Below are 14986 nucleotides of genomic sequence, written 5' to 3' on the forward strand. Positions count from 1 at the left end.
TCACGCCGCCAGTGCCAGCCGTGACGCGCGCATGGCCGGCTGCCGCGGCGGCGCATCGCTGCCGCGCAACCTGAACGTTCCGACCAGGGCGGTCAGGTGCGCGGCCTGCTCGCGCATCGCCTGCGCGCCTGCGGCGGCCTGCTCCACCATTGCCGCGTTCTGCTGCGTGGCACCGTCCAGCTCCGCGATCGCACGGCCGATGGCGCCGATGCGCGACGCCTGCTCGGACGTGGCGTCGTTGATGGCGGCAAGGATTCCGGTCAGCCGCTGCACGCTATCGAGCACGCCGCGCATGGTTTCCCCGGCCGTGTTGGCGATAGTGCGGCCGGTTCCGATCTGCTGCGACGACTCGGTGATCAGGTGCTTGATGTCGCGCGCTGCAGCGGCCGAGCGCTGCGCCAGGTTGCGCACCTCGCCCGCCACCACCGCGAAACCCCGCCCCTCCTCGCCCGCGCGGGCCGCCTCGACCGCCGCGTTCAGCGCGAGGATGTTGGTCTGGAATGCGATCCCGTCGATCACACCGGTGATTTCCTCGATCCGCTTGCCGGAAGCCTCGATGGCCGCCATCTTCTCGACCACCTGCGCCACCGCCTGCATGGCTTCCAGCGCCACGCCGGAAGCGGCATGCGCGAGCCGGTTCGCCTGCGTGGTACTGCTGTCGTTCTGCGCCACCGCCGCGGTCAGTTCCTCCATCGCGCCGGCCGTCTCCACCAGCGTGCCGGCCTGGCGCTCGGTCCGGACCGACAGGTCGGCGTTACCGGCGGCGATCTCGCCGGACGCGCCGTCCACCGCGCGTGCACCATCGAGGACGCGCTCTACGGTGGCGGACACGCCTTCCGTCATCCGGTTCAGCGCATCGAACAGGCGCCCCATCTCGTCGCTGCGGGAATGCTGGATCGATGCCCTCAGGTCGCCGGTCGCGACCCGTTCGGCCAACGCCACCGCCTGTTTCAGCGGCGTCGTGATGCTGCGCGCAAGCAGCAGCGCCAGCACACAGCCGATCAGCAGCGCAAAGGCGCCCAGCACGCCGACGATGCCGCGCCCGGCGGTCGAGGCGCTCGCGGACATCTCCGCCTGCAGCCGGGCCTGCGCGGCCTGGTGCTCCACCAGCTGGCGCAGCGCGCCCAGGTAATTCTCGAGCGCAGCGTGCAGCCCGTCGCCGGCCAGCCGCTCCACCTCCACGGTCTGTCCGCGTTCCTTGTACTGGAAAATATCGGCCTGGATGCGCAGGAAGGCGGACTTGTGCGCGCTGGCCGCCTTCATCAGCGCCAGTTCGGTTCCGGTGTGCGGCAACGCGTCCATGCGCGCCTCCAGCGCGGCTTGCGCCCTGGCGCCCTCCGCCAGCTGCGCGTGGAAGTAATCGGAGAGTTCGAGGCTGTCGCTGCGCGCGATGGCAACGGTGCGCATGCCGCTCAGCTGCGCCATGCCGAGCAGTTCGCTGGCCATTTGCTGCTTGGGGAATTTGTTCCGGACCAGGTCCGATGTGATGGCGTCGGCCGCCTGCATCCGCCACAACGAGACGGCCGATATCACGGTGATCACCAACAGGACGGCGCCGAAAGCGCCCAATACTTTGCCGCCGGTTTGCAGCCTCAGGATTCGCATGGGGAAGGATGATGGTTGATCATCCTTCCATTCTGCGTTGTCAATATGACCGTGCCATTACAAGGCCGCCGGTCCCGCGGGCGCGGCGAGCGGCGCGCGCTGGCGGCCCAGCACGAAGAAGCCGAACGCGGTCGCCAGCACATACATGCTGACCGAGTAGATGGCGGCCGGCAGCATCATCTGGAAGTCGCCCAGCACCGACAACGCGACGTAAATGGCCAGCGTGGAGTTGTGGATGCCGATCTCGAAGCCGATGGCGGTCGCATTCGGCTTGTCCAGTCCCAGCGCGCGCGGCACGTAGTAGCCGAGGCCGAGGCTGATGACATTGAAGGCGATGACCGCCATGCCGATCGAGGCGAACGAAGTAGTCAGCGCGTTCCACTCCTTGGCAATGGCGATCAGCGCCAGCGCCGCCAGCACCGCCATCGAGAAGCGCTTCATCGGCTTGTCCATGCGCGCCGCGAACGCAGGCGCGCGGCTGCGCACCAGCATGCCGATCGCCACCGGAACCATCACGATGCCGATCACCTCGATCACCTTGGCAGTCTGCATCGGCACGACCTGGCCGGATTGCGCGAACGTGTCGATGGCGAAGTTCGCGATCAGCGGCAGGCTGACGATGGACAGCAGGGTGTTGATCGCCGTGAGCGAGATGTTCATGGCCACGTTGCCGCCGAACAGATGGCTGAACAGGTTGGCGGAGACGCCGCCGGGCGAGGCCGCAAGCAGCATCAGGCCGATCGCCAGCACGGGCGGGACATCGAGGCCGGCCACGAGGCCGTAGCAGATCGCCGGCAGCACGGCGGCCTGCAGGACGAGCGCCAGCACGACAGCCTTCGGATGCCCGAGCAATCGGCGGAAGTCTCCCGGCGTCAGCGACAGGCCGAGCCCGAACATGATGAGCGCCAGCGCTCCGATCAGCAGCGTCGGCAGCATGGTGATGAAGTTACTCATGGTGTCTCCATTTAGTGATTGTTATCTCGACAAAATAACACGAAGTCACAGGGGTTCCGGAATTGCTGAGCTATGTTAATGTTGCGCTCTTCATAACCACCTGGCCGCAGCGATGAACCCGCGACTTCCACGCATGAATGCGATCACGCTGCTGCGCGCGGTGCTGAAGCGCGGGCGCGCAGTGGGCGATGCCTTGGAGGGCTTTCACACCGCGTACCGGTTCGAAGGACTCGATGCGGACAATCTGCGCCGCTACAACGCCCTGCTGGGGTTCGGCCCCAACGAGCTGCCCCTCACCTACTACTACCTGATTGCGCAGCGCGCGCATGTCGCGACGCTGCTGCGCGATGCATTCCCGTTCGCCGTCGCGGGCATGGTCCACGTCGAGAACGACTTGATCGAACACCAGGTTCCGGCGTTGAACGCGCCGTTCGACATCACCAGCACGGTGCGCGTCGAGCCGCCGACCGCGACGGGCGCGCGCTACTGCGTGCTCGAATCGGTCGCGGAACATGGGGGCACGAAGCTGTTCACCTGCCGCAGCAAGTACCTGGCCAAGCGAGGCCGGCGCAAGGGCTCCCCGGCGCAGGAAGATACCGCCGGCAGTCCTGCGGAAGAGATCGACCGGTGGACGCTGTCTTCGTCCACCGGACGGGAGTATGCGGCCGTCTCGGGCGACTGGAATCCCATCCACTTGTGGAAGTGGTCGGCACGCCTGATGGGGATGCAAACGCCGATCATCCACGGCATGCACACGCTGGCCAAGGCCTGCGCGGCGATCGAAGCGCGCACCGGCAGTCACGTCACCGCCGTATCGGCGCGCTTCACATCGCCGGTTCCGCTCGGAGAGACGGCGAGCGTCGCGCTCGCGCCGGACGGGCGCGATTTCAGCGTCGTATGCCGGGACCGGGTTGCGGTCCAGGGCACACTCGGCTTCGCGCCGGCAGATTCACCCAACTAAACCACACAGGAAGCTTATGAACCAAGGACTGATGTTCTACCCCTGCCTCGCGCTGATCGCCCTGACCTTCATCGCGCTGGTGACGATGTTCAAGGCCAGGCAGGCGGCACTGAAAAGCGGCGACATCAGCGCCGGCTATTTCAAGACTTACGACAATGGCGAGAAACTGCCACGCAAGGCGCGGCAGGCGGAACGCCTGTTCCACAACCTGCAGGAGTCGACCCCGATCTTCTACTTCCTGTGCGCGGCCACCATGGCGCTTGGCATGGTCGATGCGGTCTACCTGGCGCTGGCGTGGTCGTATGTCGGGCTGCGCACGTTCCAGAGCATCGTCCACCTCACCAGCAACAAGCTGCCGGCGCGCGCGGGCCTGTATGCACTCAGCTGGGCCGTCATGATTGCGTTCGTCATCCGGCTGGCCGTGCAGATCTGAGCTGCCGCCGGGCGCGCGGCGCGATCGATATGGCGCCGTAAAACAAAAAACCCGCTGCCTGTGAAGGGAGCGGGTTGTTTGCTTACTGCGGTGTTCCTGGTGCCGCTTGCCGGAATCGAACTGGCGACCTTTTCATTACGAATGAACTGCTCTACCGACTGAGCTAAAGCGGCTGAAGAGCGGGTATTCTAGCAGAGAGTGTTAAGTCACTGCAACCCCGCAGGGCACGCGCCCTCGCCATCACTGGTGGTAGCGGCTCACGAGGTCGACTTCCTCTTTGGAACCGAGGAAGACGGGAACGCGCTGGTGCAGTTGCGTCGGCTCGATGTCCATGATGCGGCGCACGCCGTCGGTCGCCGCGCCGCCGGCCTGCTCGACGATGAAGGCCATCGGGTTGGCCTCGTACATGAGGCGCAGCTTGCCCGGCTTGGAGGTGTCGCGCACGTCGGCCGGGTACATGAAGACGCCGCCGCGGTTCAGGATGCGGTGCACGTCGGCGACCATCGAGGCGATCCAGCGCATGTTGAAGTCCTTGCCGCGCGCGCCGGTGGAGCCAGCCAGCAGTTCGGAGACGTAGCGCTGGACTGGCGGGTGCCAGTGGCGCTGGTTCGACATGTTGATGGCGAACTCCTTGGTCGCCTGCGGAATCTTCATGTCGCGCTCGGTCAGCACCCAGGAGCCCATCTCGCGGTCCAGCGTGAAGCAGTGGACGCCGTGGCCGGTGGTCAGCACCAGCATGGTCTGCGGGCCGTACACCGCGTAGCCGGCGGCGACCTGGCGCGCGCCCGCCTGGAGGAAGTCCTGCTCGGTTGGCGTGCCCATGCCCTCGGGCGCCTTCAGCACCGAGAAGATGGTGCCGATCGAGACGTTGACGTCGATGTTCGACGAGCCGTCCAGCGGATCGAACAGCAGCAGGTACTCGCCCATCGGATAGCGGTTCGGGATCGGGTGAATCGACTCCATTTCTTCCGATGCCATCGCGGCCAGGTGGCCGCCCCATTCGTTCGCCTGCAGCAGGATCTCGTTGGAGATCACGTCCAGCTTCTTCTGCACCTCGCCCTGGATGTTCTCGGTATCGGCCGAGCCGAGCACGTCGCCCAGCGCGCCCTTGCCCACGGCGTGCGAGATGGACTTGCAGGCGCGCGCGACCACTTCGATCAGCAGGCGCAGTTCGGCCGGGATGGTGTTGTTCAGGCGCTGTTCTTCAACCAGGTATTGCGTAAGGCTGACGCGTTTCATGGAGTTCCTTTGGCTGGGTTTTGAATTCTTTATCTCAAAATGGGGACAGACCCCATTTTTAGCGAAAAAATGGGGTCTGTCCCCATTTTCTTAGTCGTTGGCGAGGGCTTTGCCGATCACCTCGCGGGTGTCGTTCGACAGCCGGCCGGAGGCGGACACCTGTTCCAGGGCGTCGCGCATGCGCACCTGCAGCGACGGCAGGTAGCGGCGCCAGCGGTCCATCGAGCGCGCCAGGCGCGCGGCCACCTGCGGGTTGATCTTGTCGAGCGCGATCACCTGCTCGGCCCAGTATTTGTAGCCGCTGCCGTCCGGCGCGTGGAACTGCGCCGGGTTGGCGTTGCAGAAGGTGAAGACCAGGCTGCGTGCGCGATTCGGGTTCTTGATGTTGAAGGCCTTGTGCTTCATCAGCTTGCGCACGGCGTGCACGTCGGTGTGCGGGGCGCTTGCCTGCAGGGCGAACCATTTGTCGACAACCAGCGCCTCATTCTCGAATTCGGTATAGAACGCCTCCAGCGCGCGCGGGACGGCCGGCGAGTCGGCGTGGATCAGCGAGGTGAGCGCGGCGACGCGGTCGGTCATGTTGCTGGCGTTGTCGAACTGGTGCTCGGCGCGGTCGACGCCGAGCTGCGCGGCGGCGAGGTAGGACATGCACAGGTTCTTCAGCCCGCGCTTGCCGGCGGAGATGGCGTCCGGGCTGTACGGCCCCGGCGTCTCGTTGGCGCGCATCTGCTCCTGCAGTTCGGCGCGCAGCTTGCGCCCGATGGTGCCGCGCACGAACTGGCGCGCGAGGTGGATCGCCTGCGGGTCGACCACTTCCATCTGGTCTGCGATCAGCGTTTCGGCCGGCAGCAGCAGCGCCAGCTCGCGGAACGCGGCGTCGAGCGTGTCGTCCACCAGTATCTTGCGCAGGGCTTCGATGAAGGTATCGTCGAGCATCAGCGCGCTGCCGTCGCGCACGGCGTTGGTCAGGCGCAGCAGGCGCGACATCGCCAGGCGCTGGCCGGCTTCCCAGCGGTTGACCGGGTCGCTGTCATGGCTGAACAGGTGTAGCAGTTCCTCGTCGGTGTACGCGTATTCCAGGATCACCGGCGCGGAAAAGTCGCGCAGCAGCGATGGCACCGGTTTTTCGAACACGCCTTCGAACTTGAAGGTCTGGCGTGCCTTGGTCAGCTCCAGCACGATGGTCGACTTGCCGTTCTTGCCCTGCACAGTCAGCGGCAGGTCGCGGCCATCCGCGCCCACCAGGCCGACGGCGACCGGGATGTGGAAGGGCTGCTTGCGCGGCTGGCCCGGCGTGGCGGGACAGGACTGCGTGAGCGTGAGCTCGTACGACTTCATCTGCGCGTCGTAGCGGGACTCGGCCCTGAGGACCGGCGTGCCGGCCTGGCTGTACCAGCGTTCGAACTGCGACAGGTCGCGCTTGTTGGCGTCCTCCATCGCGCGGCGGAAGTCGTCGCATTCCACCGCCTGGCCGTCGTGGCGCTTGAAGTACAGGTCCATGCCCTTGCGGAAGCCTTCGCGGCCGAGCAGGGTCTGGTACATGCGCACGACTTCGGCGCCTTTCTCGTACACGGTGACGGTGTAGAAGTTGTTGATCTCGACGAAGGAGTCCGGGCGCACCGGGTGCGCCATCGGGCCGGCGTCTTCCGGGAACTGGGCCTGGCGCAGGGTGCGCACCTGGTCGATGCGCGTCACCGCGCGCCCGCTCGGGGTGCCCACCATATCGGCCGAGAATTCCTGGTCGCGGAAGACGGTCAGGCCTTCCTTCAGCGACAGCTGGAACCAGTCGCGGCAGGTCACGCGGTTGCCGGTCCAGTTGTGGAAGTACTCGTGGCCCACCACCGCCTCGATGCCCTGGTAGTCGATGTCGGTGGCCACGCGCGGGTTGGCCAGCACGAACTTGGTGTTGAAGATGTTCAGGCCCTTGTTCTCCATCGCGCCCATGTTGAAGTCGCTGGTGGCGACGATCATGAAGCGGTCCAGGTCCAGCTCCAGCCCCCAGCGTTCCTCGTCCCAGCGGATCGATGCCTTGAGGGACTGCATGGCGTAATCGGTCTTGTCCAGGTTGCCCTCTTCCACCCACACCTGCAGCAGCGCATCGCGGCCGTCGGCCAGGCGGAAGGTCTCTTCCTGACACACCAGGCGCGCGGCGACCAGCGCGAACAGGTAGGACGGTTTCGGGAACGGGTCTTCCCACTTGGCGTAATGGCGGCCGCCGGGCAGGTCGCCCTCGTCCAGCAGGTTGCCGTTCGAGAGCAGCACCGGGTAGCGATCCTTGTCGGCGCGCAGCATCACGGTGTAGCGCGCCATCACGTCCGGGCGGTCGGGGAACCAGGTGATGTTTCGGAAGCCTTCGGCCTCGCATTGGGTGAAGAAGTTACCGTTGGAGACGTACAGGCCGTTCAGCGTGGTGTTCTTTTCCGGATTGACGATGGTCTCGATCTCCAGCACCACTTCCTGCGGCGCGTTCGCGATGCGCATCACTTCGCCGGTGACGGTGTAATCGCCGCGGCGCAGACTCTTGCCGTTCATGCGCAGCTCCACCAGTTCCATGTCGCCGCCGTACAGCTCGATGTCGCGCTTGCGGCTGTCCGGGTTCTGGCGCATGGTCAGCCGGCTCGCGACCACGGTCCGGGTCGGGTGCAGGTCGAATCCGAGTTCAACGGTATCCACCAGATACGAGGGAGGCTGGTAATCTTTCCGATAGATGGTCTGCGGGAGATCGGTACGCATGGTGTGCTTTCGCAAATGCCTGATAGAGACGGCATTTTACCAAGCCGGCGGCGCACACTGTTGTCATGAATACCAATGTTTCCGTATGTTCGCTCGGTAAGAAACTGTAAAATCACTGCAAAATCGTCTATCGGGCCATAGACTGAAAATTGCCCTCATACCGTGTCCAACCCGGAGCTCCGCAAAATGAAACGCCTGACAATGTTCTTTCTCGCTGGCATGGTCGTCCTGCTCAGCGGCTGCGCCACGACCGTGCGCAGCAATGTAACCGCCTTCCACAACTGGCCGGCCGACCTGCCGGACCGTACCTACGTATTCGATGCCACCGCCGCCGCGGACGATTCGCTGGAATTGAGGGCCTACCAGGACCTGGTGCGCGGGGAACTGGCGCGTCACGGCTTCCGCGAAGGAACGCGCGAAGTTGCGGCCCTGGGCGTGTCGACCCGTTTCCTGACCACGGTGATCCCGGTCCGCGTGGTCGAGGTAGCCTATCCGCACATGTACACCAGCGCGCGCCTGGCCTACTTCCACCCGCGCCGGCGCGGCTACTGGGGCGGCTGGTACAGCCCGTACTGGTATGACCCGTTCTGGTACGGCATGCCGATGTACACCGAGCGCACGCAGATGAACTACCAGCGCGAGGTGCAGGTGTCGATCCGCTCGCTGCGCGACAACAGGCGCCTGTTCGACGTGACCGTGCGGAACCTGTCGCGGGTCGAGTCCACGCCGGAAATCATGCCGGTGCTGGTGGGCAGCGCGTTTGCCGAATTCCCGGGGCCGAGCGGCGTGTCGCGCGTGGTCGAGGCCAAGCTGGAACCGAAGAAGTAAGCGGAAGGTTTGCTTGCTGAAGAACCGGGGACGGTCCCTTGCTGGGACCGTCCCTTTTTTATGGGACCAGGATGGACGAGCCGGTAGTGCGCCGCCCTTCCAGCTCGATATGTGCGCGCGCCACATCCTGCAGCTTGTACGCCTGCTTGATGTCGATCCGCACCTTCCCCGACTCCACCATCTGGAACAGGTCCGCCGCCATCGCTTCCAGGTCAACGCGCTTGTCGATGTAGGCAAACAGCGTCGGCCGGGTGACGAACAGCGACCCGCGCGAGGACAGCTCCGTCAGCGAGAACGGCGGCACGGGACCGGACGCATTGCCAAAGCTGACCATCAGCCCCAGCGGCGCCAGGCAGTCCAGCGAGCCGATGAACGTATCCTTGCCGATCGAGTCGTACACCACCGCCACCTTCTGCCCATTGGTAATCTCGAGCACGCGGTCGACGAAGTTCTCGCGGTTGTAGTTGATGACGTGCGCGCAGCCGTGCGCCTTCGCCAGTTCCGCCTTTTCGTCCGAGCCGACCGTGCCGATCATGGTCACGCCCAGCGCACGCGCCCACTGGCATGCGATCAGGCCGACGCCGCCCGCCGCGGCATGGAACAGGATGGTGTCGCCCGCCTTGAGCTTGTGGGTGCGGTTGAACAGGTACTGGACCGTCAGCCCCTGCAGCATCATCGCGGCGCCGGTCTCGAACGAAATGGCATCGGGCAGCCGCAGCACGTGGGTGGCCGGCATGTTGCGCACTTCCGCATACGAGCCCGGCGGGCGGCAGGCGTAGGCGACGCGGTCGCCCGGCTGCAGGTGCGTCACGCCCTCGCCCACCGCCTCCACCACCCCGGCGCCTTCCATGCCGAGGCCGGCCGGCAGCGGCTGCGGATACAGCCCGGTGCGGAAGTACACGTCGATGAAGTTCAGGCCGATCGCATGGTGGCGCACCTGCACTTCGCCCGGGCCGGGCGGGCCCACCTCCACATCGACGTATTCCATCACTTCCGGACCGCCGGTCCGCAGGATCCTGATCGCTTTTGGCATGGGCTGTTCCTAGTTGTGCTTGCGCGAGGCAAGCTTCAGCTGCGTCAGCAGCAGGTGCGCGGTGGCGAGGTTGGTGGCGCAGGCGACGTTGTGCACGTCGCAGGCCCGCACCAGGGCGTTGATGTCCGGCTCGTGCGGTTGCGGCGTCATCGGGTCGCGCAGGAAGATGACGCAATCTATCCTCCCTTCCACCAGGTCGGCGCCGATCTGGATGTCACCGCCGAACGGGCCGGAGTGCTTGCGTTCGATGGTCAGGCCGACTTCGTTGGCCAGGCGCGAACCCGTCGTGCCCGTCGCGGTCAGGGTGCAGCCGCGCAGGAAATCGGAATACTCCGCGGCCAGGTTGACCATGTCGTCCTTCTTCTTGTCGTGCGCGATCAGCGCGATTCTTGGTTTCATGGGCGCTCGCTATTTTTTGGTCAGCATATAGATGCCGGCCAGCACCAGGCCGGTGCCCGCCAGCTGGACCGCGGTGATCGGCTCGCCCAGTACCAGCGCGCCAAGGAACAGCGTGGATACCGGTCCGACCATGCCCGCCTGCGACGCCGTTGCTGCGCCGATGCGTTGCACCGCGACCATCGTCATAAATACAGGGAAGATGGTACAGAAAATTGCATTGACGAGCGACAGTCCATACACCTGCAGCGGCTGCACCAGCATCGAGGCGGGGCGCAGCAGGAAGAACTGGGCGATGCAGGCCACCGAGGACACGCACATGGCATAGGAAACCAGGCGCAGCGACCCGATCCGCTGCACCAGCTCACCAGAGAACAGCAGGTACATCGCGTAGCTCACGGCCGAGGCCAGCACGAACAGCGAACCGATCACGGTATTGCCCGCGCCGCCGGCCAGGTCGTGCACGAAGACGAGCACGATGCCGCAGTAGGACGCGGCCAGCGCCACCCACTGCCTGCTGCTGATGTGGCGCTTCATGCCGAACACGGTGATCAGCAGTACGAACGACGGCGTGAGGAACAGGATCAACCGCTCCAGGCCAACCGAGATGTACTGCAGGCCGAGGAAATCGAGGTAGCTGGACAGGTAGTAGCCGATCAGGCCCAGTCCGACCAGGCGCCAGCGGTCGGTCCACGACAGCGGCGGGCCGCGGCGCATCTGCCAGAGCGCGACGGCGGCAAAGAACGGCAGCGAGAACAGCATACGGAATGCCAGCACGGTGACCGCATCGAGCTCGTAGCGGTACAGCAGCTTGGCGACGACGGCCTTGGTGGAGAACAGGATTGCGCCGCCGATGGCGATGGCCAGGCCCGCGACAAGGGCCGGACGCGAGAGCGAGGCGTGGGGATCGGCCGCTGCGGGAGAAGTCATCCTGAAATTGTAAGGGCTTTCCGGCGGGGCTGCTGGCCGTGGTTGACTTTCGGGCAATCCCCCCATATCGTCCAGCTCACATTCCCAATGGAGCTGCCTGATGAAGAAGACCGCCGTACTCGCCGCGCTGAGCGCCGCCGCCATGCTGGGCAACCCGGCCCACGCCAACGACAGCAGGGACGCGTTCTTCGCGAAGCTGGGCTCGCTGTGCGGTGCCACCTTCGAGGGCGCATCGGTATTCCCGCGCGACGCGGGCGACGCGTTCGCGGGCAAGAAGCTCGTGGCCAACGTGGCCAAGTGCGGCACGAACGAAATCCGCGTGCCATTCATCGTCGGCGAGGATCGCTCGCGCACATGGATCTTTACCCGGACCGGCGGCGGCCTCGAACTCAAGCACGACCACCGCCACGCGGATGGCACGCCGGACGAGCAGACCATGTACGGCGGCATGGCGAGCGGCAGCGGCAGCGCGCATGCGCAGTCCTTCCATGCGGACGCGTACACGGCCAAGCTGATTCCTGCCGCTGCGACCAACGTCTGGACCGTGTCGCTGTCGCCGGATGGGAAGACGCTGACCTATTTCCTGGAGCGCGACGGCAAGCCACGCTTCAAGGCTGAACTCCAGCGCAAGTAAGCCTGCGGAAGGGGAGAGTCCCGCAGGGACATTCCCCCCGCGTCACTCCTCCGCCAGCGACGTCTCCGTGACCCTGCCCGCCTGATCGATCGTGAACGTCCAGCGCAGCGAATCCATCGCACCATACCTGACGCGGTAGACGCGTGTCCGCCGGCCGTCCGCAGCGCGGTCCGATAACAAGGTCATGCCGACAGGCGCAGGAAGATACGCCACCCTGCGCGAGGTCCACGAGTTGATCTCATCCAGCTCGGCGCCTGCAAACTGCTGTGGTGTCGCATCCCCTCGCCCCAACGCCTGCACCAGTTCGAACAGCCGCGCGCTCAATGCGGGATCCTTGTCCTTCGCTCCGTGCTCGTGCATGAACGCAGGCACTGGCAGGAACCGCGCCGCGATCGCCTGCGCCATGGCCGGGTACAGCGAACGCTGGTTCGTCAGCACGATCACCGACAGGTGTTCGCCGGGCACATGGATCACATCGCCCAGCGCCGGGCCGCCACTATGTCCAACGGCCGGCTTTCCGCGCACCGTCTGGGTGGTCCAGCCGATACCAAAGCCGCCGGGCTGGCCGTTCTTCAGCGTCGCCGGCGTCCACATGGCCTGGCGCCCTGCCTCGCTCACCAGTTCGCCGCGATCGATTGCCTGCATCAGCCTGGCGAGGTCGGCAACGCTCGTGAACAGGCCGCCCGCCGCATAGGTCGCGGGAGGATAGATAAACCAGAACAGGCGCTGCTGCCCACCTTCATGCGAGTACACCGACACCCTTCCAGGGATCACGTCCGAGCGGTTGACGCTGCCTGCATCGACACCATTCTCGAAGCGCGTATTCTGTAGGCCGAGCGGCTTGACGATGACTTCGTCCAGCAACTGTGGGTGGCCTTGCCGCTGACCTTTTGCATGATGTGGGCGAGCACGACGAAATCGTCGAGCGCATACTGTTCGCGCTCGCCCGGCCGGGATTGCAGCGGCCGCTTCAGGATGGACGCGACTGCCTGCTCCGTGGTCTCGGAGGTCGGGCCGGGCGGGCTCATCGCCACTCCGGCGGTGTGGTTGCCCAACTGGCGCAGGGTGATCGAGGACCATTCGGGCGGCGCCTCGGGAATGTGATGTCCCACCGTATCGTCGAGCGACAGCTTGCCCTGGTCGACCAGATGCGCCAGGAGCACGCCGGTAAATATCTTGGTGGTCGAGGCGATCTGGAACGGGGACGTGGCCGTCACGGGCACGTTGTGCTCGAGGTTGGCCACGCCATATCCCTGCAATTTGGCGATCTTGCCGTTCTGGATGACAGCGACCGCAGCGCCAGGGACGTGGTTGCTCCGCATCTGGACCTGCATCATGTCATCGATCGCGTCGGCGCGGACGCCGGACGCTGACAGAACGAGCGCCATGATCGGGATCAGGCGCATGGGGCGTGCATACATTGTCACCTCCTGAACAAAACCACATATTACGATTCTGTAGGCCGGCATCTTTCGACAATCCGATGTTCTGCTTGCATCGCAGGATAGAACGCATATAACGAGATTGAAGCGCATCCGCGCGAGCCAAGGGAGAACGAGATGAGCCGCATGTTTATCGATTGCCGCGAAGTGCCCAGCGCAAGCCGCTGCACAGTCGCGATTTCCGCCGACAGCGAGGAAGAGCTGCTGGAAGCGGCGGTGCAGCACGCCGTGAGCGTCCATCACGAGCACGACAGCCCTGAGCTGCGCCAGGAGATCCGCAAGGCGTTCAGGCCGGGCAGCCCGACGGTCGACTCACCGCAGCTTCAGCCACAGCAGCCGGCACAGCAGGAGCCAATGCGCCACTGAGCCGATCGCACCCGGCGGCAGGAATCCGTCTCCACGGTTGCGCTTGGCTATACTGCGGTCATCGCTACAGTGGGACGGAAGAAATACGATGCATATCTGGGTCGATGCGGACGCATGTCCTGCCGCCATCAAGGAAATCCTGTACCGCGTGGCGGAGAGCCGCGCCATCCCGCTGACGCTGGTGGCCAACCAGCTGATGCGGGTGCCGCCCTCGCGCTTCATCCGTGCGATGCAGGTGCCGCGCGGGGCCGATGTGGCCGATGCCGAGATCGTGCGCCTGCTGGAGCCGGGCGACCTGGTCGTGACGGGCGACATTCCGCTGGCGGCGGACGTGCTGCAAAAGGGCGGCGAGGCGCTCAACCCGCGCGGCGAGTTCTACACCATCCACAATATCGAGCAGATGCTGACCATGCGCAAGTTCATGGAAGAGTTGCGCAGCGGCGGCGTGGACACGGGCGGGCCGGCCATGTTCAGCCAGGCCGACCGCAAGCGCTTCGCCGACCAGCTCGACCGCCACCTGACGCGCAAGCAGCGGCTCCCGAACCAGTAGCGTCAGTCGTAGTGCTCCGCGTCCGCCGGCGGGACCACCCAGCAATGCTTGCGCGATTCGTAGACCGACACGGTGGGCGCGGGAAAGTTCGGGTCTGCGAAGGCGCCAACAGGAATGCCAACGCCGTCGCGCCCCGCCGTTTCGTAGTACACCGTCGAGCCGCATACCGGGCAAAAATGGAAGGTGGCGCTCGATCCCTCATCGCCTGTGCGGACATATTCGGTTGACTTGCCCTTGACCGTCACGTTCTCGCGCGGGAAGCGCGCTACCTGCCCGAACACACTACCGGTGCGGCGCTGGCAGGCCAGGCAGTGGCAAACAGAGTTGCGGACGAAGTCGCCTACGACCTCGGCGGACAGCTGGCCACAGCTACAGGATGCGAATCGCGTTTCCAAGTGTTCCTCCCTCTCCTTGTCTCGTTGGTGCGCGGGGCGCCGATGCGCCCGTGGCATACCTCAGGACTGTCGCACAGCAATGCTTTCCTGCGCAAGGAGCGACGCCTCAGCCACCCGTTCGCTTCGGATGGTGGCCAAGCCTTGCGAGCGTCTCCATGACCAGCTCGCAGTGGTCGCCCTGCACCTCGATCACGCCATCCTTCACTGTTCCGCCCGAACCGCATGCCGTGCGCAACTGCTTGCCAAGCTGGGCCAGCGCAATGGCATCGAGCGCAAGCCCCTTGACGAGCGTCACGCTCTTGCCGCCCCTTCCCTTGGTCTGCCGTGACACGCGCACGATGCCATCTCCGACGGCGGCGGCGCTGGCCTTGCAGCTGCACTGTGCCAGGGGCCGGCGGCATTCGGGGCACATGCGACCGCCATCGGTCGAATAGACCAGGCCGCTGTTCGCACTACTTTTCATGTTCTGTCCAAGAGTTCCCGGTGT

The 14986-nt window shown here is 65.3% G+C and carries 17 protein-coding genes and 1 tRNA gene; 6 read left to right on the forward strand and 12 right to left on the reverse strand.

The window, feature by feature from the left end; genetic code table 11:
- Both ACFSQR_RS08865 and ACFSQR_RS08870 read right to left on the reverse strand, forming a co-directional pair.
- Positions 1–1605: a methyl-accepting chemotaxis protein gene (locus tag ACFSQR_RS08865; RefSeq protein ID WP_377729361.1), complete on the reverse strand. Its 1605-nt coding sequence runs from the start codon at positions 1603–1605 to the stop codon at positions 1–3.
- Between the two features lie 57 nt (positions 1606–1662).
- Positions 1663–2559, reverse strand: a complete 897-nt coding sequence (locus ACFSQR_RS08870; protein ID WP_377729362.1) for a bile acid:sodium symporter family protein — start codon at positions 2557–2559, stop codon at positions 1663–1665.
- Between the two features lie 133 nt (positions 2560–2692).
- On the opposite strand from ACFSQR_RS08870, the gene ACFSQR_RS08875 reads away from it, so the two are divergent.
- Positions 2693–3520 (forward strand): MaoC/PaaZ C-terminal domain-containing protein, encoded by an 828-nt coding sequence (locus ACFSQR_RS08875; protein ID WP_377729363.1) that lies wholly within the window; start codon positions 2693–2695, stop codon positions 3518–3520.
- Positions 3521–3536: 16 nt separating this feature from the next.
- The gene (locus ACFSQR_RS08880; protein ID WP_377729364.1) at positions 3537–3953 is read left to right on the forward strand and encodes an MAPEG family protein; all 417 of its coding nucleotides are present in this window, start codon (positions 3537–3539) and stop codon (positions 3951–3953) included.
- A 97-nt stretch (positions 3954–4050) separates the two neighbouring features.
- Here the strand turns inward: ACFSQR_RS08880 and ACFSQR_RS08885 are convergent.
- The 3 genes from ACFSQR_RS08885 to pepN all read right to left on the reverse strand — a co-directional run bounded on the left by ACFSQR_RS08885 (position 4051) and on the right by pepN (position 7925).
- Positions 4051–4126, reverse strand: a tRNA-Thr gene (locus ACFSQR_RS08885).
- Between the two features lie 67 nt (positions 4127–4193).
- Positions 4194–5192 (reverse strand): class 1 fructose-bisphosphatase, encoded by a 999-nt coding sequence (locus tag ACFSQR_RS08890; RefSeq protein WP_377729366.1) that lies wholly within the window; start codon positions 5190–5192, stop codon positions 4194–4196.
- 90 nt (positions 5193–5282) lie between these two features.
- Positions 5283–7925, reverse strand: coding sequence for an aminopeptidase N (gene pepN / locus ACFSQR_RS08895; RefSeq protein WP_377729367.1), 2643 nt, complete (start codon positions 7923–7925; stop codon positions 5283–5285).
- A gap of 186 nt (positions 7926–8111) precedes the next feature.
- Between pepN and ACFSQR_RS08900 the strand changes: the two genes are divergently transcribed.
- On the forward strand, positions 8112–8753 hold the full coding sequence (locus ACFSQR_RS08900) for a DUF4136 domain-containing protein (protein ID WP_377729368.1): 642 nt from the start codon (positions 8112–8114) through the stop codon (positions 8751–8753).
- Positions 8754–8811: 58 nt separating this feature from the next.
- On the opposite strand, the gene ACFSQR_RS08905 is transcribed toward ACFSQR_RS08900, so the two are convergent.
- Genes ACFSQR_RS08905 through ACFSQR_RS08915 form a run of 3 tightly spaced genes read right to left on the reverse strand, consistent with a single transcriptional unit; the run spans position 8812 to position 11112 of the window.
- Positions 8812–9786, reverse strand: coding sequence for a quinone oxidoreductase family protein (locus ACFSQR_RS08905; RefSeq protein WP_377729369.1), 975 nt, complete (start codon positions 9784–9786; stop codon positions 8812–8814).
- Between the two features lie 9 nt (positions 9787–9795).
- Complete coding sequence (locus tag ACFSQR_RS08910) at positions 9796–10185, reverse strand: methylglyoxal synthase (protein WP_377729371.1); 390 nt, start codon at positions 10183–10185, stop codon at positions 9796–9798.
- Positions 10186–10194: 9 nt separating this feature from the next.
- Positions 10195–11112, reverse strand: coding sequence for a DMT family transporter (locus ACFSQR_RS08915; protein WP_377729372.1), 918 nt, complete (start codon positions 11110–11112; stop codon positions 10195–10197).
- A gap of 100 nt (positions 11113–11212) precedes the next feature.
- Between ACFSQR_RS08915 and ACFSQR_RS08920 the strand changes: the two genes are divergently transcribed.
- Positions 11213–11746, forward strand: a complete 534-nt coding sequence (locus tag ACFSQR_RS08920) for a hypothetical protein (RefSeq protein WP_377729373.1) — start codon at positions 11213–11215, stop codon at positions 11744–11746.
- Positions 11747–11788: 42 nt separating this feature from the next.
- Here ACFSQR_RS08920 and ACFSQR_RS08925 read toward each other — a convergent pair whose 3' ends face one another.
- Together ACFSQR_RS08925 and ACFSQR_RS08930 are read right to left on the reverse strand one after the other, a co-directional pair.
- Positions 11789–12610, reverse strand: coding sequence for a serine hydrolase domain-containing protein (locus tag ACFSQR_RS08925; protein ID WP_377729374.1), 822 nt, complete (start codon positions 12608–12610; stop codon positions 11789–11791).
- Positions 12517–13152 carry a serine hydrolase domain-containing protein gene (locus ACFSQR_RS08930; protein WP_377729375.1) on the reverse strand — a complete coding sequence of 212 codons (636 nt, stop codon included), beginning with the start codon at positions 13150–13152 and terminating at the stop codon, positions 12517–12519. The genes ACFSQR_RS08925 and ACFSQR_RS08930 overlap by 94 nt, the downstream gene beginning before the upstream one ends.
- Positions 13153–13305: 153 nt before the next feature.
- Between ACFSQR_RS08930 and ACFSQR_RS08935 the strand changes: the two genes are divergently transcribed.
- Entirely contained in the window at positions 13306–13554 is a 249-nt protein-coding gene (locus ACFSQR_RS08935) for a DUF1059 domain-containing protein (RefSeq protein ID WP_377729376.1), read from the forward strand.
- 88 nt (positions 13555–13642) lie between these two features.
- Positions 13643–14104 carry a YaiI/YqxD family protein gene (locus tag ACFSQR_RS08940; protein WP_377729377.1) on the forward strand — a complete coding sequence of 154 codons (462 nt, stop codon included), beginning with the start codon at positions 13643–13645 and terminating at the stop codon, positions 14102–14104.
- 2 nt (positions 14105–14106) lie between these two features.
- On the opposite strand, the gene ACFSQR_RS08945 is transcribed toward ACFSQR_RS08940, so the two are convergent.
- Together ACFSQR_RS08945 and ACFSQR_RS08950 are read right to left on the reverse strand one after the other, a co-directional pair.
- The gene (locus tag ACFSQR_RS08945; protein WP_377729378.1) at positions 14107–14499 is read right to left on the reverse strand and encodes a GFA family protein; all 393 of its coding nucleotides are present in this window, start codon (positions 14497–14499) and stop codon (positions 14107–14109) included.
- 106 nt (positions 14500–14605) lie between these two features.
- A complete protein-coding gene (locus ACFSQR_RS08950; RefSeq protein ID WP_377729379.1) occupies positions 14606–14962 on the reverse strand; it encodes a translation initiation factor Sui1 in 357 nt (118 codons plus the stop codon).
- Between the last annotated feature and the right edge of the window lie 24 nt (positions 14963–14986).

Origin of the sequence: Pseudoduganella sp. GCM10020061 (assembly GCF_042683405.1) — a bacterium.
Classification (GTDB): domain Bacteria; phylum Pseudomonadota; class Gammaproteobacteria; order Burkholderiales; family Burkholderiaceae_D; genus Telluria.